The organism is Lacinutrix sp. C3R15 (assembly GCF_018860825.1).
Lineage (GTDB): Bacteria > Bacteroidota > Bacteroidia > Flavobacteriales > Flavobacteriaceae > Oceanihabitans.
In genome coordinates, this window is the sequence record NZ_JAHKPZ010000012.1 from 356,055 (window position 1) to 382,347 (window position 26,293).

23 protein-coding genes and 1 tRNA gene are annotated in these 26,293 nt (G+C 31.3%); 18 read left to right on the plus strand and 6 right to left on the minus strand.

From position 1 onward, the window contains the following. The 9 genes from KO494_RS04535 to KO494_RS04575 all read left to right on the plus strand — a co-directional run bounded on the left by KO494_RS04535 (position 1) and on the right by KO494_RS04575 (position 5,747). On the plus strand, positions 1-1,422 hold the full coding sequence (locus KO494_RS04535; protein ID WP_215966414.1) for an SDR family oxidoreductase: 1,422 nt from the start codon (positions 1-3) through the stop codon (positions 1,420-1,422). 36 nt (positions 1,423-1,458) lie between these two features. Continuing rightward, complete coding sequence (locus KO494_RS04540; RefSeq protein WP_215966415.1) at positions 1,459-1,683, plus strand: hypothetical protein; 225 nt, start codon at positions 1,459-1,461, stop codon at positions 1,681-1,683. Position 1,684: 1 nt separating this feature from the next. Continuing rightward, positions 1,685-2,368 (plus strand): SDR family NAD(P)-dependent oxidoreductase, encoded by a 684-nt coding sequence (locus tag KO494_RS04545; RefSeq protein WP_215966416.1) that lies wholly within the window; start codon positions 1,685-1,687, stop codon positions 2,366-2,368. Between the two features lie 30 nt (positions 2,369-2,398). Continuing rightward, on the plus strand, positions 2,399-2,908 hold the full coding sequence (locus KO494_RS04550; RefSeq protein WP_215966590.1) for a glutathione peroxidase: 510 nt from the start codon (positions 2,399-2,401) through the stop codon (positions 2,906-2,908). A 6-nt stretch (positions 2,909-2,914) separates the two neighbouring features. Next, positions 2,915-3,085: a Lacal_2735 family protein gene (locus KO494_RS04555; protein ID WP_215966417.1), complete on the plus strand. Its 171-nt coding sequence runs from the start codon at positions 2,915-2,917 to the stop codon at positions 3,083-3,085. Between the two features lies 1 nt (position 3,086). After that, a complete protein-coding gene (locus tag KO494_RS04560; protein ID WP_215966418.1) occupies positions 3,087-3,542 on the plus strand; it encodes a TspO/MBR family protein in 456 nt (151 codons plus the stop codon). After that, on the plus strand, positions 3,542-4,009 hold the full coding sequence (locus tag KO494_RS04565) for an SRPBCC family protein (protein ID WP_215966419.1): 468 nt from the start codon (positions 3,542-3,544) through the stop codon (positions 4,007-4,009). The genes KO494_RS04560 and KO494_RS04565 overlap by 1 nt, the downstream gene beginning before the upstream one ends. Then, positions 4,006-5,316 carry a deoxyribodipyrimidine photo-lyase gene (locus KO494_RS04570; protein WP_215966420.1) on the plus strand — a complete coding sequence of 437 codons (1,311 nt, stop codon included), beginning with the start codon at positions 4,006-4,008 and terminating at the stop codon, positions 5,314-5,316. Before KO494_RS04565 ends, KO494_RS04570 begins: the two co-directional genes overlap by 4 nt. A gap of 68 nt (positions 5,317-5,384) precedes the next feature. Next, positions 5,385-5,747: a nuclear transport factor 2 family protein gene (locus tag KO494_RS04575; RefSeq protein WP_215966421.1), complete on the plus strand. Its 363-nt coding sequence runs from the start codon at positions 5,385-5,387 to the stop codon at positions 5,745-5,747. 71 nt (positions 5,748-5,818) lie between these two features. On the opposite strand, the gene murA is transcribed toward KO494_RS04575, so the two are convergent. The 3 genes from murA to KO494_RS04590 all read right to left on the minus strand — a co-directional run bounded on the left by murA (position 5,819) and on the right by KO494_RS04590 (position 8,151). Then, positions 5,819-7,129, minus strand: coding sequence for a UDP-N-acetylglucosamine 1-carboxyvinyltransferase (gene murA, locus KO494_RS04580; RefSeq protein ID WP_215966422.1), 1,311 nt, complete (start codon positions 7,127-7,129; stop codon positions 5,819-5,821). A 6-nt stretch (positions 7,130-7,135) separates the two neighbouring features. Continuing rightward, positions 7,136-7,792, minus strand: a complete 657-nt coding sequence (locus tag KO494_RS04585; RefSeq protein WP_215966423.1) for a DUF4290 domain-containing protein — start codon at positions 7,790-7,792, stop codon at positions 7,136-7,138. 65 nt (positions 7,793-7,857) lie between these two features. Beyond that, entirely contained in the window at positions 7,858-8,151 is a 294-nt protein-coding gene (locus KO494_RS04590) for a DUF493 family protein (RefSeq protein WP_215966424.1), read from the minus strand. Between the two features lie 91 nt (positions 8,152-8,242). Here KO494_RS04590 and KO494_RS04595 point away from each other — a divergent pair, with 91 nt between their 5' ends. From KO494_RS04595 to KO494_RS04615, 5 genes are all read left to right on the plus strand, one after another. Continuing rightward, entirely contained in the window at positions 8,243-8,785 is a 543-nt protein-coding gene (locus KO494_RS04595; protein ID WP_215966425.1) for an AAA family ATPase, read from the plus strand. Further along, positions 8,785-10,686, plus strand: a complete 1,902-nt coding sequence (locus KO494_RS04600) for an ATP-dependent DNA helicase RecQ (RefSeq protein WP_215966426.1) — start codon at positions 8,785-8,787, stop codon at positions 10,684-10,686. The genes KO494_RS04595 and KO494_RS04600 overlap by 1 nt, the downstream gene beginning before the upstream one ends. Beyond that, positions 10,686-11,633, plus strand: coding sequence for a methionyl-tRNA formyltransferase (gene fmt / locus KO494_RS04605; RefSeq protein WP_215966427.1), 948 nt, complete (start codon positions 10,686-10,688; stop codon positions 11,631-11,633). The genes KO494_RS04600 and fmt overlap by 1 nt, the downstream gene beginning before the upstream one ends. A gap of 187 nt (positions 11,634-11,820) precedes the next feature. Then, positions 11,821-12,093 carry an HU family DNA-binding protein gene (locus tag KO494_RS04610; RefSeq protein WP_215966428.1) on the plus strand — a complete coding sequence of 91 codons (273 nt, stop codon included), beginning with the start codon at positions 11,821-11,823 and terminating at the stop codon, positions 12,091-12,093. Positions 12,094-12,216: 123 nt separating this feature from the next. After that, complete coding sequence (locus KO494_RS04615; RefSeq protein ID WP_215966429.1) at positions 12,217-12,777, plus strand: YqgE/AlgH family protein; 561 nt, start codon at positions 12,217-12,219, stop codon at positions 12,775-12,777. Here KO494_RS04615 and KO494_RS04620 read toward each other — a convergent pair. Both KO494_RS04620 and KO494_RS04625 read right to left on the minus strand, forming a co-directional pair. Next, a complete protein-coding gene (locus tag KO494_RS04620; protein WP_215966430.1) occupies positions 12,770-13,615 on the minus strand; it encodes an aminotransferase class IV in 846 nt (281 codons plus the stop codon). The two genes, KO494_RS04615 and KO494_RS04620, sit on opposite strands and share 8 nt — an antisense overlap. A gap of 57 nt (positions 13,616-13,672) precedes the next feature. Beyond that, positions 13,673-14,059, minus strand: a complete 387-nt coding sequence (locus KO494_RS04625; protein WP_215966431.1) for an START-like domain-containing protein — start codon at positions 14,057-14,059, stop codon at positions 13,673-13,675. 126 nt (positions 14,060-14,185) lie between these two features. Between KO494_RS04625 and KO494_RS04630 the strand changes: the two genes are divergently transcribed. The 3 genes from KO494_RS04630 to KO494_RS04640 all read left to right on the plus strand — a co-directional run bounded on the left by KO494_RS04630 (position 14,186) and on the right by KO494_RS04640 (position 23,364). After that, positions 14,186-14,259 (plus strand) — tRNA-Met (locus tag KO494_RS04630). A 311-nt stretch (positions 14,260-14,570) separates the two neighbouring features. Continuing rightward, positions 14,571-17,123, plus strand: a complete 2,553-nt coding sequence (locus tag KO494_RS04635; protein ID WP_215966432.1) for a M14 family zinc carboxypeptidase — start codon at positions 14,571-14,573, stop codon at positions 17,121-17,123. A gap of 181 nt (positions 17,124-17,304) precedes the next feature. Further along, complete coding sequence (locus tag KO494_RS04640; RefSeq protein WP_215966433.1) at positions 17,305-23,364, plus strand: LamG-like jellyroll fold domain-containing protein; 6,060 nt, start codon at positions 17,305-17,307, stop codon at positions 23,362-23,364. 70 nt (positions 23,365-23,434) lie between these two features. Here KO494_RS04640 and hisS read toward each other — a convergent pair whose 3' ends face one another. Continuing rightward, on the minus strand, positions 23,435-24,805 hold the full coding sequence (gene hisS, locus KO494_RS04645) for a histidine--tRNA ligase (protein WP_215966434.1): 1,371 nt from the start codon (positions 24,803-24,805) through the stop codon (positions 23,435-23,437). A 232-nt stretch (positions 24,806-25,037) separates the two neighbouring features. On the opposite strand from hisS, the gene KO494_RS04650 reads away from it, so the two are divergent. Next, entirely contained in the window at positions 25,038-26,279 is a 1,242-nt protein-coding gene (locus tag KO494_RS04650; RefSeq protein WP_215966435.1) for an ABC transporter permease, read from the plus strand. Positions 26,280-26,293 lie beyond the last annotated feature (14 nt).

Consider the following 26,293-nt stretch of genomic DNA (forward strand, 5'->3'; position numbering starts at 1 on the left):
ATGAATATTCTTGTAACAGGAGCTACTGGCTACATTGGCAAACGCCTGATACCTTTATTAGTAAATGAAGGGCATCATGTTATTTGCGCTGTTAGAGACAAATTACGTGCAGATAAAAGCTACTTACAAGAAGAACAAATAGAAATTATTGAGGTTGATTTTTTAAAACCAGAAACCTTAAAAAACATTCCTAAACAAATTGATGCTGCGTATTACCTTATTCATTCTATGTCTAATACCTCAAACGATTTTGAAAAATTAGAACAAGAATGCGCCTATAATTTTAAATCATCTCTAGAAAAAACACAGGTACAGCAAGTCATTTACTTAAGTGGTATTACCAATGATAATAAGCTATCTAAGCACCTTAAATCGCGTAAAAACGTAGAAAACACCTTACAATCTAACCAATATGCATTAACCGTATTTAAAGCTGGTATAATTGTAGGTTCTGGTAGTTCTTCTTTTGAAATTATTAGAGATTTAGTAGAAAAACTACCTTTTATGATTGCTCCTAAATGGCTAAACACAAAAACACAACCATTGGCAGTACGTGATGTACTTTCTTTTTTATTAAAAAGTCTAGGAAACCAAAAAACACATAATAAATCTTTTGATATTTTTGGACCTGAAGTTTTAACTTATAAGCAAATGCTTTTGCAGTTTGCAGAGGTAAGACAACTTAAAAGATACATTTTTACAGTTCCTGTAATGACACCAAAACTTTCATCTTATTGGTTATATTTTGTAACCTCAACATCCTACAAACTAGCCACTAACCTTGTAGACAGTATGGGAGTTGAAATTATAGGAAAACAAAGTGATATAAATACTATTTTAAACGTACAACCTTTAAGCTATAAAGAAGCGGTTGCATTGGCTTTTGAAAAAATTGAGCAAAATAGTATTGTTTCTAGCTGGAAAGATTCTTTCATTAGTAGCGGAAGACTAAAAAATAATTTTCACAAGTATATTAACGTACCTAAATACGGTTGCTTTAAAGACTATAAAGAACTCAAAATAAAAAACAGTAAAAAAACTTTAGATAAAATTTGGTCTATTGGTGGAAAAACAGGCTGGTACTATGGAAATTTTCTTTGGAAAATTAGAGGATATCTAGATAAACTTTTTGGTGGTATTGGCTTAAGACGTGGCAGAACCAGTACAACAGATTTAAATACTGGTGATGCACTAGATTTTTGGCGTGTGATTTATGCAGATAAAGAAAAACAAAAACTACTGCTCTTTGCTGAAATGAAATTACCTGGTGAAGCCTGGTTAGAATTTAAAATAGAAGACAACCTTTTAAAGCAAACCGCAACGTTTAGACCTAGAGGAATACTAGGCAGACTATATTGGTATAGCGTATTACCTTTTCACGGTTTTATTTTTAAAGGAATGATAAAAAAACTAAACGAATAATAACAACAAATAACGAACAATTAAAAACAAGAAGTTATGGATTTAATAAACAAAGCATTAAAATTTGAAAAACAAAAACTAAGCTCTTTAAGCACAAGCGATAGAGTTAAAATTTCTAGAGAAGCAAAATCGCTTATCTTAAGTTTAAACGAAATTTATAAGGTAAAAAAAGATAAAGAAATCATGGATATCATGAAAAGACTTACAGCTATTAAAGTAAAAGTTGAAAAAAGATTAAAAGGAAAACCTTTAACTGCTTAAAATGAAAACCTATATAATAATTGGTGGCAGCAAAGGTATTGGCAAGGCTTTTATTGAAAATTTTATTGAAGAAAATAAAATTATTAATATAAGCAGGACTACACCTAACCTAAAACATCACAATCTTACACATTATGATTGTGATGTTTTGGCAGATGATTTGCCTGAAATAGAACATGCAGATGGCTTAATTTATTGTCCTGGAAGTATAAATCTAAAACCAATTAGTAGGTTAAAAATTGAAGATTTTAAAGTCGATTTTGAAATAAATGTTATTGGAGCTGTAAAAACTATTCAGCACTATTTACCTGCTTTAAAAAAGAGCAACCAAGCGGCTATTGTATTATTTAGTACTGTAGCATCAAAATTAGGTATGCCTTATCATGCAAGTATTGCAACCGCAAAATCTGCTGTTGAAGGTTTGGTAAAATCTCTTGGTGCAGAATTAGCTCCTAATATTAGAATAAATGGAATAGCTCCTACGGTTACCAATACAGAGCTTGCTTCAAAATTATTGCGAAATGATAAAATGATAGCAAATATTACAGAACGTCATCCTTTAAAAAATTACCTGCAACCAAAAGAGGTTGCAGAAATGGCAGGTTTTTTACTTTCTAATAAAGCGGCTTCTATGTCGGGGCAAATTTTTGAAATGGATTACGGAATAGTTTCGTTTAAAATATAAACAATGAAATATTTAATAATCACTTGCATTATGTTAAACTTATTTAATAAAACGCAAAACCCTTCTGCTACATCTATCTATGATATAAAAATAAATAATTTAGAAGGTAAGCCTATTGATTTAGCAGATTATAAAGACAAAATGATACTTTTAGTTAATGTAGCTTCAGAATGTGGTTTTACAGGTCAATATGAAGATCTTCAAAAACTATATGACACCTATCAAGATAAATTAATGGTCATTGGTGTTCCTTGTAATCAATTTGGTGGTCAAGAATCTGGTACAGCAAATGAAATTCAAAATTTTTGTCAAAAAAATTATGGTGTTACCTTTTTAATGACTGAAAAAATAGAAGTTAAAGGTAGCAACCAACACCCTCTCTATAAATGGTTAACCTCTAGAGATTTAAACGAAAAATCTAATTCTACCGTAAAATGGAATTTTCAAAAATACCTCATTAATACAGATGGACAATTGGTAGATTACTATTATTCTATGACAAAACCATTGAGTAATAAAATTACAAAACATTTAAAATAGCACATTATGTTCGGATTATTTAAAAGGAAAACTAAAGCCGAAAAGCTTCAGGAAAAATACAACAAGTTAATGAAACAATGGCATGAACTATCTAGTACAAACAGAGCAGAAAGTGACAAAAAATATACAGAAGCTAATGCTATTTTAGAACAAATAGAAAACCTAAAAAAAGCTTAATATGCCCTTTTACAAAGTATTAATCTCTTTTTTAATTTTAAATTTTGGAGCGCTAGGTCTTGGCAGCTGGTTAATGAATAATGGACCAAGAAGTGCATGGTATATGCAATTAAATCAAGCACCTTGGACACCTCCTGGTTGGGTTTTTGGTGTAGCATGGACACTTATAATGATATGCTTTTCTATTTATATGGCACAGTTGTATTTAAAATTCCCTACAAAAGAAGTTATAACGCTATTCGCATTACAATTTATACTAAATGTAATGTGGAACTATGTTTTCTTTAACCAACACTTGATACTAATAGGCTTTTTAGTTATTATACTACTAACCATATTAGTTTGCTATTTCTTTTTTAAATTTAATGTAATACAAACTAAATATTTACTATTACCATACATTATTTGGCTATGCATTGCAACTTCGTTAAATGGGTATATACTTATAAATAACTAATGAAAATTTATACATTACATAAAAAGCAAAAACTACCTATATCTGTAGATACAGCATGGCAATTTCTTTCAGACCCTAAAAACCTTAAAGTAATTACTCCAGATTATATGAGTTTTAATATTCTTTCTGGAGCAGATAGACCTATGTATGCAGGACAGATAATACAATATATTGTTACTCCTATTTTAGGTATTAAAACCAAATGGGTTACAGAAATTACACATAAAGTAGACAAACAGTACTTTGTAGACGAACAGCGTTTTGGTCCATACGCATTATGGCACCATAAACATTTTATTAAAGAAATTGAAGGTGGCATTGAAATGGAAGACATTATAGACTATAAAGTACCTTTTGGCTTTATTGGTCAGTTCGTGCAACCATTTCTTGTAAAACCTAAACTAAATGAAATTTTTGAATACCGAAAAGAAAAACTAGAATCCCTTTTTGGAACCTACCCATCATGAAAGAATCTATTACTATTTTTTGGTTAAGACGTGATTTAAGATTGCAAGACAATGCAGGTTTATTTCATGCCTTACAAACAGGAAAACCTGTATTACTTTTATTTATTTTTGATACAGAAATACTAGAACACTTGCCAAAAACGGATGCTCGTGTTACTTTTATTTATAACACGCTACAAAACTTAAATAAAGAACTACAAACTAAATACAACAGTAGTATTGCTATGTATTTTGGTACACCTCTAGAAGTGTACAAAAAATTAACAGCATCTTACCATATAGATTCTGTGTATACAAACAGAGATTACGAACCATACGCCAAACAACGTGACACAGAAATAGCAGCCTTTTTAAAAACTAAAAACATAAATTTTAAAACCTTTAAAGACCATGTTATTTTTGAGAAAAATGAAATAGTAAAAAAAGATGGCAAGCCCTATTTAGTATATACACCTTACATGAAATTATGGAAGGCTACTTATAAATTAAAAAATATAGAAACCTATAATTCTATTGGCTTACTTAACCATTTAATTAAAGAAAAAAACCTCCCTTCTTTAAGTTTAAAAGCAATTGGTTTTACTCCTTCTAATCAAGAGATAAAACCATATAAAGTAACACCAACACTAATTAAAAGTTACGAGGCTACTAGAAATTTTCCCGCACAAGATAGTACTTCAAGGTTAGGTCCACATTTAAGATTTGGAACGGTTAGTATTCGTGAAATGGTACAAAAAGCGGTAGCTGAAACCAATGAAATATTTTGGCAAGAATTAATATGGAGAGAATTTTTTATACAGATTCTTTGGCATTTTCCGCAAACACTTACTTCTAGTTTTAAACCGCAATATGACAATATTAAATGGCGAAATAACGAAGAAGAGTTTAAACTTTGGTGTCAAGGTAAAACAGGGTATCCGTTAGTAGATGCAGGCATGAGGCAGTTAAATAAAACAGGTTTTATGCACAATAGAGTACGTATGCTTGTTGGTAGTTTTTTATGCAAGCATTTATTAATAGATTGGCGATTAGGTGAAGCGTATTTTGCTGAAAAATTACACGATTATGAAATGGCTAGCAATATAGGCAATTGGCAATGGGTTGCTGGTTGCGGTGTGGATGCTGCTCCTTATTTTCGAATATTTAATCCTACCACACAAATAACAAAATTTGATAAAAACCTAGAATATATCAAAAAATGGGTTCCAGAGTTTCAAGAAATTACCTACTCTAAACCCATAGTAGAACATAAAGAAGCAAGAGAGCGTTGTTTACGTGTTTACAAAGAAGCCTTAAACACTCATTAACAACACATTAATGCATTTTTACATCAAATTTTATTAACTTTAAGTAAACAACATTAAACAATAATAAGATGGAAACTAGAGATGTAGCTAAAAAATGGGCACAAATGTGTAGAGAAGGAAAAAACCTGGAATGCGTAAATGAGCTGTATGCCGAAAATGTAGTAAGCAGAGAAATGCCAGGAATGCCTGGTGAAATAGTAAAAGGAAAACAAAATGTTTGGAACAAAAGTAAAGAATGGTTAGATAATGTTAAAGAAATACATTCTAGCGCAATAACAGACCCTGTAGTTGCTGGTAATCATTTTACTTCTAAAATGGATTTTGATGTAACCTTTAAAGATCGTGGAAGACAGAAAATGGAAGAAGTAGCAGTTTATGAAGTAAAGAATGGTAAAATTGCTAATGAGCAATATTTTTATAATATAGAGTAACGGTATATTATAAAACAAAAAAGCTTCAATGTAACCATCGAAGCTTTTTTTTATATAAATAAGTTTAGGTTTTAATCTATACGTTCAATCTTTGCTCCAATGGCACGAAGACGTTCATCTATATTTTCATAACCTCTATCTATTTGTTCTATATTTTGAATAGTAGATGTTCCTTTTGCAGAAAGTGCTGCAATTAATAAAGATACACCAGCACGAATATCTGGAGAAGTCATAGTTGTTGCTTTTAATGTAGATTTATAATCATGACCAATCACTGTGGCACGATGCGGATCACAAAGTATTATTTTTGCTCCCATATCTATCAATTTATCTACAAAGAATAAGCGAGATTCAAACATTTTTTGATGTATTAATACACTTCCTCTGGCTTGTGTTGCTACCACTAAAATAATACTTAATAAATCTGGAGTAAATCCTGGCCAAGGCGCATCAGAAATAGTTAAAATAGAACCATCAATAAAGCTTTGTATTTCATAACCATCAGTATGTGCAGGTATATGTATATCATCTCCTTGTTTTTCAACAGTAATACCTAGTTTTCTAAAGGTTTCAGGAATTAATCCTAAATCATTCCAGGATACATTAGTAATGGTTAACTCACTTTTTGTCATAGCAGCAAGACCAATCCAACTACCAATTTCAATCATATCCGGAAGCATTCTATGCTCTGTTCCGCCAAGAGCGTCAACACCTTCAATAATAAGCATGTTAGAACCAACACCACTTATATTGGCTCCCATTCTGTTTAACATTTTACATAACTGCTGTAAATACGGTTCGCAAGCAGCATTGTAAATAGTAGTTTGTCCTTCTGCTAAAACAGCAGCCATTAAAATATTAGCTGTTCCTGTTACTGAAGCTTCTTCAAGTAACATGTATGTTCCTTTTAGTTTTTTAGCTTCTACACCATAAAACTGTTCTTCTCTACTATAGCCAAATTTAGCACCAAGCTTAATTAAGCCTTCAAAATGAGTATCTAAACGGCGACGACCAATTTTATCACCTCCTGGTTTTGGAATGTATCCTTTACCAAAACGTGCTAAAAGTGGGCCTACAATCATAATAGATCCTCTTAAACCACGACCATCAATTTTAAATTGGTCAGATTCTAAATATTCTAAATTTACCTCATCTGCTTGAAAACTATAAGAACCTTTACCTAGTTTATTGATTTTTACACCAAGTTTTTTTAATAGGTTTATTAATTTATTAACATCTACAATATCTGGTATATTGTTAATTGTTACTAATTCTGGAGTTAATAATACAGCACATAAAATTTGTAAGGCTTCATTTTTTGCTCCTTGAGGTTGTATTTTTCCTTTTAATTGGTGACCTCCTTCAATTTTAAATGTTCCCATAAAATACTAGTAGCGTTTTCTGTTTCGGTTTTGGTTACTACCTCCTTTTTTGTGATGCGTTTTCTTTGTGTTGGTATTGTTATATTTCTTCTTGCTTCGTAATAATGAAGATGCATCAGATAAATCTTCATTTGTTCCTTTTAAATTAATTTTACCGTTAGATAAATCATATAAGTGATTAAAAATCACATCATCTTCAACAGTATCTTTATTCCAATTTAAAAAACACTTTTTCATGTGGTTAGCAATAGTAAAAACTAAAGCTTCTTTCATTTCTCCTTCTTCCCAAGTTAGTGCTACATCAATCATGGTTTTTATATTATTACCATAAAATCTATATTTTGGAAAATTTTGAGGATATTTTAATGGTTCAGGACTAGCATATACTTCTTCTCTCGAAGGTTTTGGGTATGGCGAGTCTACATCTAAATCAAAATCTGCCATTATAAATAGCTGATCCCAAAGTTTATGTTGAAAATCTGGAACGTCACGTAAATGTGGTTGCATGTTACCCATTACAGATATAATGGCTTTTACTAACTTATTACGTTCTTCTTTGGTTTCTCGTGTTTTAGCATGATTAATCATTTTCTGCATATGTCTTCCATATTCAGGAATAATTAAATGTTCACGCTCTGTGTTATATTCTAAATTATCTATCAAAATTTAAGTGTAGAGTTATATTAATTGCACGTAGTTATTATGCTTGTGCAAAGTACAAAAAATATTTAAAGGCTAATAACTCCTTCTACATTTTCTGCAACTTCTTTATATTTTGCTATTACTACTTTAGGATCTCTCATTAATACATTTACAGAAACGCTGGTATACTTACCGTTTTTAGATTCTATAGTATTAATTACAGCTCCCATATTATTAAATAAAGCTTCAATTTCTGCTATTTTATGTATATCAGATTTTACTATAAATTTATATAAGTACTCTGATGGCCAAGATGCAGTATCATACAATTGTGCTTCTAGTTTTTTATAAAATGCTTCTGGGTTTTGTTTTTCGCTCATGATTAAAAAGTATGTTGTAAAGATACAGTTTCCTTTACATTTTTTATTTATAATTTAAATTACGATTTTTACACCCAAAACCTTGCCAAAATTGAATACTAAAAAAATTGTTATAACTGGAGGACCAGGAACAGGAAAAACTTCTATAATTAATGAGCTTACAAAACGAGGCCATGATTGTATTGAAGAAATATCTAGACAAATTACCTTAAAAGCTCGTGAAGATGGTATTGAGCAGCTATTTCTTACTGAGCCTTTGCTCTTTAGCGAGATGCTACTTAAAGGAAGAAAAAAACAGTTTATTGAAGCTGATGCCATAAATAAAAACTTTGTTTTTTTAGACAGAGGTATTCCTGACGTTTTGGCTTACATGGATTTTATAGGTGACACCTATCCGCAAGAATTTACAGATGCTTGTAAAGAGAATATTTATGATCATGTTTTTATTTTAGCTCCTTGGCAAGAAATATTTAGTAGCGATAGTGAACGTTATGAAAATTTTGAACAAGCAATTGAAATACACAAACACTTATTAAACACCTATAAAACATACAATTATAGTTTATTAGATGTACCTTTTGGTTCTGTAGAAAGCAGAGCCGACTTTATATTAAATGTGGTAAAAGCATTGTAATGCAACATGCAATAAACATATTAGAACGTTATTGGAACTTTACTAGTTTTAGACCTTTTCAAGAAGACATTATTAATGCTGTAATAGCAGGAGAAGATGTTATGGCGCTAATGCCAACTGGAGGAGGAAAGTCTTTATGTTTTCAAATTCCTGCTTTAGCAAAAGAAGGTATTTGTATTGTAGTTTCTCCATTAATTGCTTTAATGAAAAACCAAGTACAAGCTTTAACAGACAAAGGCATTAAAGCTATTGCACTAACAAGTGGTATACATTATAAAGATTTAGATACCCTTTTAGATAATTGTATTTATGGTAATTATAAGTTTTTATACCTATCTCCTGAACGTTTAGAGCAAGAATTAGTGCAAGACAGAATAAGACAAATGAATGTTAACCTTATTGCTGTAGATGAAGCGCACTGTATCTCACAATGGGGAAATGATTTTAGGCCATCTTATAAAAATATAGAGTTACTAAGACAGTTAAAACCTAGCACCAACTGTATCGCTCTTACTGCTTCGGCAACCCCTCTAGTAGTAGACGACATTGTAAAAGAGCTTGATTTTATTAGTCCTAAAATATTTAAACAATCTTTTGCAAGACCCAACCTAGCCTACATGGTTTTTCATGAAGATGATAAATACTATAAAATGGAAAGCATTTTAAAAAAACAAAATGCACCTTCTATAATATATGTAAGAAACAGAAAAGCAACGGTAGAAATTAGCAACCAACTAGCGCAACAAAATATAAGCGCTACTTTTTATCATGGAGGACTTAGTAATACCGAAAAAGATAATAGCCTAAACAACTGGTTACAAAACAAAAAACAAGTAATGGTTGCTACCAATGCCTTTGGTATGGGAATAGATAAACCAGACGTAAAAACAGTTATTCACCTTAATTTACCTGAAAGTATGGAGAGTTACTTTCAAGAAGCTGGGCGTGCAGGAAGAAATGGTAAAAAAGCATTTGCTGTTATTTTAAAAAATAATAGTGATGAGGCTTTAATTAAAAATCAATTTTTAGACTCCTTACCTACTGTAGATTTTGTAAAGTTGGTGTATAGAAAGCTATGTAGCTATTTTCAAATATCTTATGGTGAAGGTATTGATACCACACATCAATTTAACTTTAACCAGTTTTGCAAAACCTATAAATTTAATACCCTTTTATGCTATAATGCGGTTCAGTTTTTAGACAGAACAAGTGTTATTAGTTTATCTAAACAATTTCATAGGCAAACTCTAGTACAATTTATAATTAGTAACGCCAGTTTATTTTCTTATTTAAAAAACAACCACCACTTAAGCTTAGTTGTAAAATCTATACTAAGAACTTATGGAGGTATTTTTGATCAAGAAATAAAAATAAACACAACATTAATAGCAGACAAAGCGTCGGTTAATGAAAATATAGTATTAAAAGTACTGGCACAATTAGAAAAAGATGAAATAATATCACTAAATGCATCAAAAACAGATGCCGAAATTACTTTTATAGTACCTAGAGAAGATGAAAAAACTATAAATATAATAGCTAGTATTTTAAAACAACAAAATAAGTTAAAACAAGAACAAGTAGCCGCTGTATTACACTACGTAAAAAATAACGACCTTTGTAAAAGCATACAACTACTTAACTATTTTGGCGAGAAAGATGCAGAACCTTGCGGAATTTGCTCTGTATGCATTACCAAAAAAACTCCTGTTATTCACGATACAAAAACTATTAAAAACGCTATTATTAATCTGCTTGAAAGCCAAGATTTATCATCAAGAGCATTAAATAAAAAATTACCTTTTTCTGAAAAAGAAATTAATAATATGATACAGCTATTATTAGAACATCATATTATTATAATAACAAAAACAAACACCTACAAATTAGCACATTTATAATGAAAGATTTAAGAATTATATTTATGGGAACTCCAGACTTTGCAGTTGCCACTTTACAAACATTAGTAGAAAACAACTATAATATTGTTGGTGTTATTACAGCGCCAGACAAACCTGCTGGTCGTGGTAGAAAACTTAACGAGTCTGCAGTAAAGCAATATGCAAAATCACAAGATTTAAAGATACTGCAACCTACTAATTTAAAAGCTACATCATTTACAGAAGAGTTAGCTGCTTTAAAAGCAAACCTACATATAGTAGTTGCATTTAGAATGCTACCCAAAGTAGTTTGGCAAATGCCAGAATATGGTACTTTTAATTTACACGCTTCTTTATTACCTAATTATAGAGGTGCTGCGCCAATTAATTGGGCAATTATTAATGGCGAAACAAAAACAGGTGTATCTACATTTTTTATAGACGAAAAAATAGATACAGGTGAAATGATTTTGCAAGAAGAAATTTTAATTGAAGAAAACGAAAACGCAGGAAGCCTACACGATAAATTAATGCACTTAGGAAGCCAACTAGTTTTAAAAACAGTTTCGCTTATAGCAGAAGGAAATGTAAAAACCACACCACAACCTGAAAATGCCGAAATAAAAACGGCATATAAGTTAAATAAAGACAATTGTAAAATAGATTTTAATGACAGCTTAAATAATATTTATAATAAAGTACGAGGATTAAGTCCATATCCAGCCGCTTGGTGTGTTTTACAAAATAATGAAGAAACGCTAGACATTAAAATTTATGCAGCAGAAAAAGAGCTAGACACACACACTATAGAAGTAGGAAAAGTTATAACTACCAAAAAAGAGATAAAGGTTTCTGTTAAAGAAGGTTACTTAATTATTAAAGAAATTAAGCTTCCTGGAAAACGAAAAATGGAAGCAAAAGCACTTTTAAATGGTTATAATTTTGATACAAACGCAAAAATGCTGTAAAGCCTTGTGCCTATTGACTTGTTAAAAATTTGAAAAAAAGAAGCATCTTTATTAACAAAACTTAAAAGTTATTAACAAAAACACCTATTTCCCTTGCTATTACTTGCATGGTATGAATTTCCGTATAATTTTGTAGAGGATATAACAATAATGTTTAACCAACAAATTAATAATTAAAATTAATATTATGAACAAAACAGATTTAATCGATGCAATGGCAGAACACGCTGGAATTACTAAAGCAGCTTCAAAAAAAGCTTTAGAATGTGCGTTAATAGAAATTGAAGGTGCTTTACAAAAAGGTAACAGAGTTTCTTTAGTAGGATTTGGATCTTGGTCAGTTTCTAAAAGAGCTGCAAGAGATGGAAGAAACCCTCAAACAGGAGAAACTATAAAAATTAAAGCTAAAAATGTTGTTAAGTTTAAAGCAGGATCAGATTTATCTAACGCTGTAAACTAATTCTTTTTTAGAATATTATAAAAAACCTTCTTAAAATAAGAAGGTTTTTTTTTATGTTATGCTTAATAAATATTGGTTTATTAATAAAATTTTATTAGATTTAATTAGCTAAAATCAATCTTTATGATCTCAATCAAACCAAAAAAAGGAAATCTGCTCATTGCAGAGCCTTCTATTATTGGAGACATGGCCTTTAACAGGTCTATAGTTTTACTAGCAGACCACAACAAAGAAGGTTCTATTGGTTTTATTTTAAATAAACCTCTAGAATACTCTATTCATGATCTTATTCCAGAAATTAATGCTAATTTTAAAGTATATAATGGAGGTCCTGTAGAGCAGGATAATCTTTATTTTATACATAAAGTACCAGACCTAATACCTAATAGTATAGAAATTTCTTTAGGTATATATTGGGGAGGAGACTTTAATAAAGTGGCAGAACTTATTGCAGACAATAAATTAAACGAAAAACATATTAGATTCTTTTTAGGATATTCTGGGTGGCAAGAAAACCAACTAGAAGATGAACTAAAATCTAATTCATGGGTAGTTACTGAAAACGTCTACAAAAAAGAAATTATTGAAAAAGATTGTCAAGCTTTCTGGAAAGAAAAAATGTTAGAGTTTGGTGGCGAATATAGTATTTGGTCTAATGCACCAGAAAACCCTAGTCTTAATTAGACAATCTAATTTTTACATTTAGTTTTTTTACTAAATTTTCTGCTACAGCTTTATTAAATTCTTTTTTTCTGTATTTAGATATAGATTGTATTCCTGTTATAACATTTGTTATAAACAACTCATCTGCTTTTTGTAATTCAAAAGGAGAAATAGAAACCTCTTCTAAAGTATATTCAGGTATTAAATTAATAATTTCAATAATTTGCTTACGCATAATACCTTTTAAACAACCATCTGCTAAAGGTGGTGTTTTAATTGTATTTCCTTTTACAAGAAATAAATTTCCATTTAAAGCTTCTACTACATTTTTATTGGTATTTAAGAGCAAACAATTATTTAAATTATTTTCTCTAGCATAAATACTACCTACAATATGTAGTGCTTTATTATTAGATTTTAGTGTAGACAACAAACTTGGCGCTACATAATAGTCTTTAAACAAGTCTACTTCATAACTAGATGCATGAATAAGATAAAAATCTGTATCTAAAGCAGCAGCATTTATCAAATAATCAACTTCGTTATTAGTAGGTAAATACAAACCACCTGCTACTCTATTTACCAATAACTTCACTCTTGCAGATGCATTAGATAAATTATTGGCTTCTAGAGTTTTTACAATTTGTGCTTCTAGAAACTCCATAGTAAACTCCATAGGTATTTCCATACGCATAATACGCATAGAAGCCATCAACCTAAAGTAATGATCTTCAAAAAACAACAATTTACCATGTGAGCATTTTATGGTTTCAAATAAAGCATCTCCATAGTTAAAACCTCTATTATTAAACGAAATCACATTGGTTTCGTTAGTAATATTTCCATTAAAATTTATCATAAAAAAATCCCGAAAAATAAATTCGGGACAAATATAAGTTTAATAATTGTATTCTTTTTAAGCAGAACCTAATACTTGCTTTAAATCTGAAATTTGATTTTCCCAAAGCATTTTAGATTCTTCAACTTCATCTTCTTCCGCAAAATCAGTAATCATGATAGAAACATCTTTAGTAATTTCATCTACTTGAATTCTAATTTCAAAATACGTAGAACTGTCTTCGTCATCAATCCATTTAAATTTTATGCGTTCGCCACTCTTTTTACTTATTAATTTGGCTTGTTCTTCTGCTCCATCCCAAATAAACTTAAATAATTCACCACGCGAATTTACATTTTCTGCATACCATTCTGATAAACCAGAAGGTGTTGAAATATATTGATATAACAATTGAGGTGATGCTTGTATAGGGAACTCTAATTCGTATTTAACTTTGTCTTCCATAGAAATAATAATATTTTGTTCAATATATACATTTAATTAATAAGTTCTAAAATTTATTTTATAATATTTTTTTTTAGTTTGTTTGTGAGGTTCAAAATTGTTTATATATTTGCAAACTCAAATTATGGCGAGGTAGCTCAGTTGGTTAGAGCGTTGGATTCATAACCCAGAGGTCACGAGTTCAAATCTCGTTCTCGCTACAAGAAAAAGCTCTTATTAAATTAAGAGCTTTTTTTATACCTAAATATCTGATACTAAACTTCAATCAGAATTTTTACATCTTTTTAAAAAACTTTTTTTTATTTAATAAGTACTTCACTTAGCTAATACACTTGCGAAAATGTTGCTATATCTACTAAAAACAGATTTACTTAAATTGTTTTTTCACACTAAAACAAGGGTTCGAAGTGTTTTTTATCGATTTTTTTTGCATTTCATAGATTATTTGTAAGAATTTTATATATATTAGCAGCATATTAACAATGTAATCAATTTATTAAAACCAAATCTAATGAAAAAAACTACCCTACTGTTAGTATTAATACTAGCAACATTTACTTCTGTTAACGCTCAAAATACTGAAAAGCAAAAAGCAGATAATTACATTTCTAAACAAGGTGAATTAACTTTTTCGTTTCAAGTAAATAACCCAAGAGACATAGAGTTATATGCTAAAGAATTTTCAATCATTAATTACAATCCAGAAACAAGCACACTTATTGCCTGGGCTAATGAAGAACAATTTAGAGCTTTTGAAACTAAAAATATTCCTTATACAGTTCCTACTGAAGAAAATGAAGTAGATGAAAACATAATATATGATGTAAGACCTTTAGCAAGTAGATCTACAAATCGTTCTACATTAAGTTTTCCTGTAAATTCCTATCCTACTTACGTTGAATATGCGGCTCAAATGCAAGACTTTGAAGATGATTACCCTACATTAGTTGAAAAATTTAGTATTGGTACTACTGGAAATGGAGATAAAGAATTATTATTCGTAAAAATTTCTGATAATGTTTCTACAGATGAGCAAGAACCAAAATTAATGCTAACCTCATCTATGCATGGCGATGAAATTGCTGGTTACCCAATGATGCTATCTTTAATAAACTATATCCTTACAGTGTATTCTAATCCTGCTCATGCAGATCATGCTAGAGTAAAGAACTTAGTAGAAAATGCAGAAATTTGGATAAACCCTAGCGCTAATCCTGACGGAACTTATAATGGTAGTTCTACAAACACTTCTGTGGTAAACGCAAGAAGAGGTAATGGAAATAATATTGATTTAAATAGAAACTATCCTGATAATGTTGCTGGTGCACATGATGACGGAAATGCATATCAAACTGAAACATTAGCTTTTATGGCCATGGCAGAGGCTAATCATTTTGTAATTGCTGCAAATTTTCATGGTGGTACAGAATTAGTTAACTATCCTTTTGATAATGCTTATGTAAGTCAATATACACATGCTGATAATGATTGGTTTGAAAATATTTCTGTTGAATATGCTACTAATGCACAAACAGATGCAAACTCTGGAAGTACCTCTGGAGCTCCTTATAGTTATAAAACTAGCTATATGACTGATGATGATGATAGTGATGTTAACCCAAGTCCAGGAGTTACTCATGGTGCTGAATGGTATAGAGTATATGGAGGAAGACAAGATTACATGAATTACTACCACCAATGTAGAGAAATTACTATTGAATTATCAGACACTAAAATTTTACCTGAAAGTAAATTAGATGACTATTGGTATTACAACAGAGATGCGCTATTAGATTTCTTAACACAAGGTACTTATGGTTTTAGAGGTGCTGTTAAAGATGCTAACACAAATAGCCCAATAGATGCTACAATTACAATTGTTGGTCATGACGTATATGGCTCTAACACAGTTACAGATATTTCTCATGGTGATTTTTACAGACCTATTGAAGCTGGAACGTACGACATTTTAATTGAAGCTACTTGTTACCAACCAGTTACTTTAACCAATCAAACCATTGCAAATGCACAAACAGTTACATTAGCAGATGTTTTATTAGTACCAAGTAATACTGTGCCTACAGAAATAACAGTATCAACTGTAGGCGCTACAACAGCAACTATAGATTGGAATGATGATGCAGATAGTTATAACTTACAATATAAAGAAACTGGAGCATCAACTTGGACATCAGTTACTGGACTTACAACAAATACGTATGAAATTACAGATTTAATCGTTGGTGTAACATATGAAGTACAAGTTGCTTCCATTTGTGGTACTAATTCACCTTCTGCTTACTCCTCTTCTATTACTTTTACAACGCAATTATCATATTGCGATGCAAGAACTAGTGATGATTCTGATGAATATATTCAAAAAGTACAAATAGGTTCTTGGTCTAAAACTTCTGAAGACGGAGCTGATGGTACTGGTTATTCCAATTTTACTCAAGAAACTCCCACAGATTTAGAAATAGACTCTCAATATACTATAACCATAACTCCAGAATGGACAGGAAACACGTATAACGAAGGCTATGCCGTATGGATAGATTATAATAGAGATGGCGATTTTACTACAGACGAACGTATTTTTCAAAATGCTTCTACAAACGACACCTTTGTATCTGGACAATTTACAATACCATCTGGGCTTACTACTGGAACAACAAGAATGCGAGTAATCATGGCTTATTCTGCAACACCAAATGACCCTTGTGATGATTCTATTAATTATGGTGAAGTAGAAGATTATACTGTAAATATTGTATTAGGTGATACATTAAGTACTATTGTTAATACACTAGAAGATTTAACTATATACCCAAACCCTTTTAACAATAGCATTAGCATTAAATTACCTAATAACCTCAACAATAACAGTGTAACTGTAAATATGTATGATATTAGAGGCCGATTAGTTGTTAGCTTAAAAAATACGCAAGCCACTAATAACATTATAAATATTTCAAACTTAGATAAACTATCTAATGGTACCTACTTCTTAAAAATTAAAAACAACCAATCTAACACAGAAGTAGTTAAAAAGATTGTAAAATAAAGAGTCTATAAAACGTGTGTAATAAAAGTCATAATACTTCATTGTGACTTTTAACACACCAATGTTCTAAAATACAACAAGTTATATCTAAAAATACATTTAATCGATTAAATTTGCACTTTACGGAGTTAAATATTAAATTTACGTATTAATATTAGTCCCAAACTAAATTAACCTATTTATGAAAACTTATACTAACCAAATTATAGGGTATGCTATATGTATTAGTTTCTTGCTTTTATCAAACTTCACTTATTCGCAAGATTTCAATGTACAACACATACAAGATGACATAGCAAGAAGCGGTGGTACTAACACATCATTCACACCAGTATCTTCAATTAACAACGCTATAGCTCTTGCTAACAACAATAGAAAAACAAATGCTGGTGTAAATGGGTCTTCTTCAAATCTTAATGGAGATGATCTAGCTGGTGCAAGAGTGTTAACAGCAACCAATACTTTAAGTTATTACAGAGAGTCAGCTTCGTCAAATTCAAACATGCGCTTCAATACTTCAATCTGGGAATATATTGGTCCTAGCGCAGGAGATAACGAAATGATAGTTAGAGGTAGATATGCCGTTAACCTTAATGGAGCTACTAATACCACTACACAAACGTTAACAGGTATAAGCAATGCTGAAAAATGCATCCCTTTTATTACGGGAATTATGAATACTTCAACCAGTGAAGGCGCAGATTCTGGTACTGCTATTGCTTATTTAGAAAACAACACTACATTAAGAATTTTAAAAGGCTCTAATGCCAATAGCGTTACCGTTTACATTACACTTGTTGAATTTACAGGTAGTAATTGGACAGTACTTCATGGTGATTCTGGAAATGTTTCTGCAGATACAGGAACAATAAATTTAAAAAATAATGCTAACGGAACAGGAACCACAACCAGTGTAAGCGCTTGGAATAATGCTATTATTTTTAGTCAGCATATTGGAGATACAAATGCTAGCGGAACTAATGATGCTATAGCAGATAACTGGCCAATAATGGATCCTGGAAGCAATAATCAAAGAGTAGATTGGACTTTTCATGGAGACCATGTTTCTGCAGGAACTAATAGACAATTTGTTCATGTTTTAACCAATAACAACTTAAATGTAACCAGATACCAAGATACCTCTAGCGATGCTGGAGAATCTACTAAAAACATAACATCTGCTAGTTTAACAGATGTAAACCAAGCACTTATTATTGGTTCTTCTACCTCTAGCGGTAGTGGGACTGCTTACGCTAGAGGTTGGCGTAATTACTACCTAAACTCTACTACACAAGCCGCACACTGGTCTCACAGAAGTGGAAACACGATGGCACATGAAATACAAATTGTAGATTTAGCAGGTTTAACATCTAGCACTACTTCAAGTTATTGCTCTTCAAACGGTAATAATACAAATTATGAATACATAGGTAACGTTCAATTAAATACAATAAATAATTCTTCTGGAGCAGGTACAACTAGTACAGGATATTCAGACTTTACAGCAATATCAACAACATTAAACCAAAATAGCACAGAAACTATTACTATTACTCCAACTTGGTCTGGAGTAAATTATAATGAAGGTTATTCCATTTGGATTGACTATAATCAAGATTCAGATTTTAATGATCTTGGCGAGCAAGTTGCTACAATAGCACCTACAACAAGCGATCCTGTTTCTGCAAGTTTTACAATTCCTATTACAGCTTCTCTTGGTAGCACAAGAATGCGTGTAAGTATGAAGTATGGTAATACGCCTACAGATTCTTGTGAATCTTTTAATTATGGAGAAGTAGAAGATTACACTATTAATATAGCAAGCGGAACTCCGCAACCAGAAATAAATATTACTGGTAATAGTGTAACTATAAATGATGGAGATACAACACCAACTATTACAGATGATACTGAGTATGGAAGTACAGGTTCTGGAACACCTATTTCGCACACATTTACTATTGAAAACACAGGAACAGCTTCACTAACTATTGGTTCTTTAACCTTTTCAGGAGCAAACCCTTTAGATTTTTCTATTAGCGCTGCTCCTGCAACAACGGTTGCTGCATCAAGTAGTACTACCTTTACAGTAGATTTTAACCCAATAGCAAACGGAACACGAACAGCAATACTGTCTATTATTAATAATGACTCCAACGAAAACCCATACAATTTCACTTTGCAAGGTACTGGAGTTGTTCCTTTAACAGAAGGACCTGGAGGTGTTACTTCAGATTTAAGATTATGGCTTAAAGGTACAGACGGTTTAAGCTATACTAGCGGTCAAAGCGTGAGCCTTTGGGCAGACCAAGGTCGTGGTGCAGATGCTACAGTAAACACTACTGGTCAAGAGCCTACCTATTATGATAACACAACAAGAAACATAAACTTTAACCCTGTTGTTGAGTTTGATAATACTTTTGCTACCTATTCGTTAGATTCCGATTATTCCTATGACAATACTTCTACGCAGTTTTTAGAAGGTTCATCAGGAATGTATACACAAGATATTTTTCTAGTAGTTATTCCAGACGATACTCCTATCAACAACTCTTTTGGATTTATGGATGTATTTTGTGGTGATGCAGATCCTTCAACAAACGCAACAGATGCTACAGGAATTGGTTTTGGAGACTTTACAGGTCGTGTTAGTGACGAATCTATTTGTTTTGCAATTGACACCTATAGTACAAGTATACCTGGTGATGGTTATGCTGTTAATGATGGGCCAAATACATCTTACAATAATGTTGGTATAATTAACGCTAGAAACAATACAGCCATAACACAGCAAGAATTATATTATAATGCTAATGATATTGAATATAATCAAAATGACATTCCTTCCTTTGTAAATGTAGAAGATTCCAGATATTGGATTGGAAGAAGTAAAGGTTGGGAAGCTACAACAAATGCAAGAATTGCTGAAATTATAACCTTTTCTTCCAGAAAAGTAGATACCGATTTAACACAAGAAAGAAACAGAATACAATCTTATTTAGGTATTAAATATGGAATTACACTAGGTGTAAATGGTACCACGCAAGACTATGTAGATAGTGATGGTACATTAATTTGGGATCAATCTGAAAATGTTGGTTTTAATTATGACATAGCTGGTATTGGTCGTGATGATGCTTCAGACTTAAACCAAAAACAATCAAGAAGTGTTAATAACGCTACGGATGGTTTAGGAAGAACACAAGGCATCATAACCATGGGCTTAACAGATATATATGACACTAACAAATTAAACCAATCTGATAATGCCACAGAACTAAATGACAAAGAGTTTTTAGTTTGGGGAAATAATGGTGAAGATTTAAATTTAGCAGCTTCAACTGTAGAAGTAGATATGAGTGTAGGTATAGGTACACTTAGCACCAATGTTTCTTTTACAAGAATGCAACGTATCTGGAAAGTAGTAGAAAACGCTGGAGATATTCCTTCGGTAAAAATATCTATACCTCTTGATGCAGTAAGAAACATATCTCCTCCTGGTAGTTATTATATGTTTATTTCAAATACTCCTGTTTTTGACCCTACTGCTAGTTATAGATTAATGACCGAAAATGGTACAAATTTAGAAACCGACTATGATTTTGACGGAACAAAATATATCACTTTTGGTTACGCTCCACAAGTTATAGTAGAACGTTCTATATATTTTGATGGTACTGTTGACTATATTGACATGGAAAACAAATTAAATCTTAATGCATCAGAATTTACAATCTCTGCATGGATTAACAGAGAATCTGGTTCTAACAACACCTCTATTCTATCTAAAAGAGATTTTCTTTATACCGAAGGATACGATTTTAAAATTAATGCATTAGGAGGTTTTGAAGTATCCTGGAAAAATGGAATATTAACAGAAACCATAAGGTCTTCTGTTGTAATTCCTGAAGATGAATGGCATCAAGTTGCAATTATTTATAAATCAGGTATAGCCACACTTTATATTGATGGTATTGAAGATACTTCATCCTCATTAAACAACCCTTCTGCTACAAATCAATACGCTTATATTGCTGCAGCAGGTAAAAATACACCAACAGCTTACTTTAAAGGTAACATTGATGAAGTAAGAATTTGGGATACAGCCTTAACGCAAACGCAATTGCAATATATCATGAATCAAGAAATTGAAGAAAATAGTAATTTTGTAGATGGTAAAGTAATACCTACTACTGTTACTAAAAACGATATTATAGCAATTCCTTGGTCTCAACTTGCTGCGTACTACCCTATGTCTATTTACACATACACTAATACAGAAGATGCTTCAGGTAATGGTAATCAAGGATATTTAAGAAACCTAAATACTGTAGATCATCAAACGGCTCCGCTTCCTTATAGATCAAATACCAATGGAGACTGGAACACAAATGCTACCTGGTTAAACGGAAATATACAAACAATACCAGGAACCACTTCTATTGTTGATAATACTAAAACTGTAGATTGGAATATTGTAATAACAAACCACAATATTACAATGAGTAATACCAGCTTACCTAGCGGAAATAACGAAAACAGAAAAGTACTAGGTTTATTTGTAAATGCCAATACACTTACTGTAGATGGAGATAATGCAGTGCATTCTGGAAACGGACTTACAGTTTCTCATTATTTAAATATTGATGGTAAGATAGATTTACAAGGAGAATCACAATTAATTCAAACAGAAGATTCTGATTTAGCTGTAACCAGTGCTGGCTCCTTAGAAAAAGATCAACAAGGTACACAAGACTATTTTACTTATAATTATTGGTCTTCTCCTGTAGGTGTTAGTAATACGACATCTAACAACAATAGTTACACCTTAAATAACAATATATTTAAAGATGGATCAGACCCTCTGTCTCCTACAAACATTAATTTTGTTTCTGGTTACAATGGTTCCAATGGTTCTCCTATTAATATAGCCACTTATTGGATTTGGAAATTTAGCAACAGAACTAGTGATGACTATGCATCTTGGCAACATATTCGCAATACAGGAACACTACTTGCAGGTGAAGGCTTTACCATGAAAGGCGTTGCAAACACAAATGAAAACGTAAGTTTAGAACAAAACTATATAATTGAAGGAAAACCTAATAATGGAGATATTACATTATCTATAAATGCTGGTAATGATTACCTTATTGGTAACCCTTATCCTTCTGCCATTAATGCAGATACATTTATTCTTGACAATGCTCCTAATATTGAAGGTACAGGAAATACTACTGGTACTCTTTATTTCTGGGAACATTGGGGAGGTGGCTCTCATAATTTATCCGATTACCAAGGTGGTTATGCTACTTACAATCTTTCTGGTGGTACTCCTTCTGCTTCATTAGGTACTAATGATCCTGATGTAAGTACTGGCGGAACACCTACCAAAATACCAGGCAAATATATTCCTGTAGCACAAGGTTTCTTTGTTACTGGTGAAGCAACAGGTACTATTAAATTTAATAATAGCCAACGTGTTTTTGAAAAAGAAGGCACAAACTCTGTGTTTGTTCGTGATAGCGCAAACTCCTCGCCTACTGCACATGCAGATGACGACGATGATAGAACAAAAATTAGACTTGGTTTTAACTCTGTTAATGAAATTCACAGACAATTACTAGTGACTGCAGATACTAGAGCTTCTGTTGGTTACGAATGGGGATTTGACGCTAAAAACTTAGACGATCAAATGGACGATATGTATTGGGTAATTAGTAATGAACAATGCTTAATTCAAGGAATTAATGAAATTAACATAGCTACCATTTTACCTATTGGTATACATGTTAGTGATGCAGGATTAAATACCATTACTATAGATGCTTTAATTAACTTTCCTGAAGAGTTACAAGTATATGTCCACGATATTGATTTAGATACCTACCACAATTTAAGAACTAGTGATTACCAAATAAATTTAGCTGCTGGTTCATATCTTGATCGTTTTGAAATTACTTTTACAAACCAATCTTTAAGTACAGAAGATTTAGAAACAAATAGCTTAAACACTTACTTTTCTAATGAATCAGATCATATAATAATTAACAACCCGAATACCATACAAATTGATGAGGTAAAACTCAACAATATACTTGGGCAAACAATATATACCTTCAACACTATAGAATCACAAAACTATATTGAACTTAAAGCTAAGAATTTAAGCTCTGGTACATATATTATTACATTAAAAACCGAAATTGGCGAAGTATCTAAAAAAGTATTAGTTAATTAATTTACCCCAAAAAACCACTAAACATTAACTAAGCTTTACTAAAGCCTTGAATAGAAATATTCAGGGCTTTTTATTTTAAATGTTTTATTAAATCTTGAAGATTAAGTTTTAACTGCTCACCAGACTGCATATTTTTAAGCGTAAAACTATTTGCTTCCATTTCCTGCTCACCTACTAAAACTACAAATGGAATATTACGTTTATTCGCATGATTCATTTGTTTTTTCATTTTTGCAGCATCTGGATACAACTCTGCATTAATGCCTTCTTTACGTAATGTTTTAATTGCTTTTAAACAAAATAAAGCTTCGGTATCACCAAAATTAATAAAGAGCACATCTATAGATTTTGTTACAGTATCTGGAAACAATTCTAGTTCTTCAAGAACTAAATAAATTCTATCTAAACCAAAACTTACACCAACACCACTAACGTTTTTCATTCCAAAAATACCTGTAAGGTCGTCATAACGACCTCCACCACCAATAGAACCCATTTTCACGTTTTCTGGTGCAGCTACTTCAAAAATAGCTCCTGTATAATAATTTAAACCACGAGCTAAGGTAACGTCTAACTGTAATTTGGCTGTTTCTAACTGTAAAGCTGTAATTCCGTTATTAATAAATTCTAATTCTTCAATTCCTTTTTTACCTTCTTCAGATGTGTCTAAAATTCCTTTTAAACTTTCTATCTGGCTTTCAAAATCTCCAGTAAGACTAAATAAAGGCTGTAATTTATCAATACCACTTTGCGGAATACCTTTACTTAGCATTTCTTCTTTTACCTTCTCTTCTCCAATCTTATCTAACTTATCAAGAGCAACGGTAAAATCTATTAGCTTATCACTAGCACCTATAACTTCAGCAATACCAGAAAGTATTTTTCTATTATTAATTTTAATAGTAACACCTGCTAATTTTAAATCTGTAAAAACAGCATCATAAAGCTGAATCAATTCTACTTCTTGAAATAAAGAGTCAGAACCAACCACATCTGCATCACACTGAAAAAACTCTCTAAACCTTCCTTTTTGTGGTCTGTCTGCACGCCAAACAGGTTGTATTTGGTAACGTTTAAAAGGAAACTCTATTTCATTTTGGTGTTGTACAACATATCTTGCAAAAGGCACAGTAAGATCATAACGAAGCGCTTTCTCAGAGATTTTAGAGGTCATTTTAACAGCATCTTTACTAGTATAAAGTGCATCATCAACCTTTGAAAGATAATCACCAGAATTTAAAATCTTAAAAATAAGCCTATCTCCTTCTTCTCCATATTTACCCATTAACGTATCAAAGTTTTCAAAACTTGGTGTTTCTATTGGCTGAAAACCAAATTGCTGAAAATGTTTTTTAACTACATTAAAAATATAATTACGCTTTGCTACTTGTTCTGGATTAAAATCTCTTGTTCCTTTAGGAATGCTTGGTTTTTGTGCCATATTAACTTTTATCTTTCCGCAGTGCTAAAGCTAGACTTTAGCAGGAATCTCTTTTATTATTTATCGCTTTTAACAATTAAACGTTACTAAAAGTCACTTTAATTGTCTTTATTTTTTACATTTAATTAGTGCAAAAATATCATAAATTTTAAAGTGCATCATAATTATTTGATATTTATAGTAACTTTATCCTGTTTCAATAGTCTTATTAAAAAACAACAAACCAAAAAACATGTTTGGACTCGTAAGAGAAAATATAAGAATTGCCTTTGATTCTATTAAAAGTCAATTACTACGTACCATTTTAACCGTTTTAATTATTGCCATTGGTATAACAGCTTTGGTTGGTATTTTAAGCGCAGTTTCTGCTTTAGAAAACACTATTTCAAGTGATTTTTCTTCTATGGGTTCTAACACCTTTAACATTCAACGTTACGAGTTTACAACACAACGTAGAGGTCGTGGTGAAGTACAAAAAATAAACCCAGTAATTAGTTATAGAAATGTAAAAGAGTTTGAAGAAACCTATGAGTTTCCTGGTACTAAAACATCGGTTTCTTTTACAGGTACTCGTGGTGCCGAAGTAAAATATGAAAATAAAAAAACAGACCCAGAAGTTACCGTTATTGGCGCTAATGAACATTTTATACAAAATTCTGGCTTAAAAATAGAAGCAGGTAGAGAACTCAATTTTTTTGATGTAAAAAACAATAGCAACTTATGTGTTATTGGTAGTGATTTAAATAAAGCTTTATTTAAGAACGAGAACCCAATAGGCAAAACCATAAGCGTAAGAGGTGTAAAATTTACTGTAATTGGTACGCTTAAATCTAAAGGTGCTACTTTTGGTAATAATTTAGATTTACGCGTTATTATTCCTATACAAAATGCTCGCTCTATATTTACTTTACCCAATATTAATTATGAAATTAGTATTATGGTAGATAATAAAGAAATGCTAGAAGGTGCGCAAGACCAAGCCATTATTACTTTTAGAAACATTAGAGGTTTAAATCCTGTAGAAGAAAACAATTTTGGACTAGAACGTAGTGACGATTTAATTAATAAAATTGGTTCTATCACAATTTATTTAGAATATGCTGCCTGGATAATAAGTATTATTACTATTCTAGGCTCTTCTATTGCTTTAATGAATATTCTTTTTGTTTCGGTTACCGAAAGAACTCGAGAAATTGGTGTACGTAAAGCCTTAGGAGCAAAAAAGAAAACCATCGCTTTTCAGTTTTTTATGGAAGCTTTAATTATTGGTCAACTAGGTGGTATTATAGGTATTATCTGTGGTGTTTTAATAGGATTATTAGTAGCTACACTAGCCAATTTTAATTTTACAACACCTTGGTTTGCTATGTTTAGTGCTTTTGCAATAGCCTTTTTAGTAGCTGTAGTTTCTGGTTTATTACCTGCCATTAAAGCTGCTAAACTTGACCCTATTGAGTCTTTACGCTATGAGTAAATACATAATTATAA

Excerpts from the sequence above, each read along its gene's own strand:
- KO494_RS04620 (WP_215966430.1), bottom strand. The coding sequence starts at position 13,615 with ATGATAAATTTTAATGGAAATATTACTAACGAAACCAATGTGATTTCG.
- KO494_RS04555 (WP_215966417.1), top strand. The coding sequence starts at position 2,915 with ATGTTCGGATTATTTAAAAGGAAAACTAAAGCCGAAAAGCTTCAGGAA.
- KO494_RS04550 (WP_215966590.1), top strand. The coding sequence starts at position 2,399 with ATGTTAAACTTATTTAATAAAACGCAAAACCCTTCTGCTACATCTATC.
- KO494_RS04575 (WP_215966421.1), top strand. The coding sequence starts at position 5,385 with ATGGAAACTAGAGATGTAGCTAAAAAATGGGCACAAATGTGTAGAGAA.
- KO494_RS04600 (WP_215966426.1), top strand. The coding sequence starts at position 8,785 with ATGCAACATGCAATAAACATATTAGAACGTTATTGGAACTTTACTAGT.
- KO494_RS04635 (WP_215966432.1), top strand. The coding sequence starts at position 14,571 with ATGAAAAAAACTACCCTACTGTTAGTATTAATACTAGCAACATTTACT.
- KO494_RS04625 (WP_215966431.1), bottom strand. The coding sequence starts at position 14,059 with ATGGAAGACAAAGTTAAATACGAATTAGAGTTCCCTATACAAGCATCA.
- KO494_RS04610 (WP_215966428.1), top strand. The coding sequence starts at position 11,821 with ATGAACAAAACAGATTTAATCGATGCAATGGCAGAACACGCTGGAATT.
- KO494_RS04545 (WP_215966416.1), top strand. The coding sequence starts at position 1,685 with ATGAAAACCTATATAATAATTGGTGGCAGCAAAGGTATTGGCAAGGCT.
- KO494_RS04570 (WP_215966420.1), top strand. The coding sequence starts at position 4,006 with ATGAAAGAATCTATTACTATTTTTTGGTTAAGACGTGATTTAAGATTG.
- KO494_RS04540 (WP_215966415.1), top strand. The coding sequence starts at position 1,459 with ATGGATTTAATAAACAAAGCATTAAAATTTGAAAAACAAAAACTAAGC.
- KO494_RS04535 (WP_215966414.1), top strand. The coding sequence starts at position 1 with ATGAATATTCTTGTAACAGGAGCTACTGGCTACATTGGCAAACGCCTG.
- KO494_RS04590 (WP_215966424.1), bottom strand. The coding sequence starts at position 8,151 with ATGAGCGAAAAACAAAACCCAGAAGCATTTTATAAAAAACTAGAAGCA.
- KO494_RS04640 (WP_215966433.1), top strand. The coding sequence starts at position 17,305 with ATGAAAACTTATACTAACCAAATTATAGGGTATGCTATATGTATTAGT.
- KO494_RS04560 (WP_215966418.1), top strand. The coding sequence starts at position 3,087 with ATGCCCTTTTACAAAGTATTAATCTCTTTTTTAATTTTAAATTTTGGA.
- hisS (WP_215966434.1), bottom strand. The coding sequence starts at position 24,805 with ATGGCACAAAAACCAAGCATTCCTAAAGGAACAAGAGATTTTAATCCA.
- KO494_RS04615 (WP_215966429.1), top strand. The coding sequence starts at position 12,217 with ATGATCTCAATCAAACCAAAAAAAGGAAATCTGCTCATTGCAGAGCCT.
- fmt (WP_215966427.1), top strand. The coding sequence starts at position 10,686 with ATGAAAGATTTAAGAATTATATTTATGGGAACTCCAGACTTTGCAGTT.
- murA (WP_215966422.1), bottom strand. The coding sequence starts at position 7,129 with ATGGGAACATTTAAAATTGAAGGAGGTCACCAATTAAAAGGAAAAATA.
- KO494_RS04565 (WP_215966419.1), top strand. The coding sequence starts at position 3,542 with ATGAAAATTTATACATTACATAAAAAGCAAAAACTACCTATATCTGTA.
- KO494_RS04650 (WP_215966435.1), top strand. The coding sequence starts at position 25,038 with ATGTTTGGACTCGTAAGAGAAAATATAAGAATTGCCTTTGATTCTATT.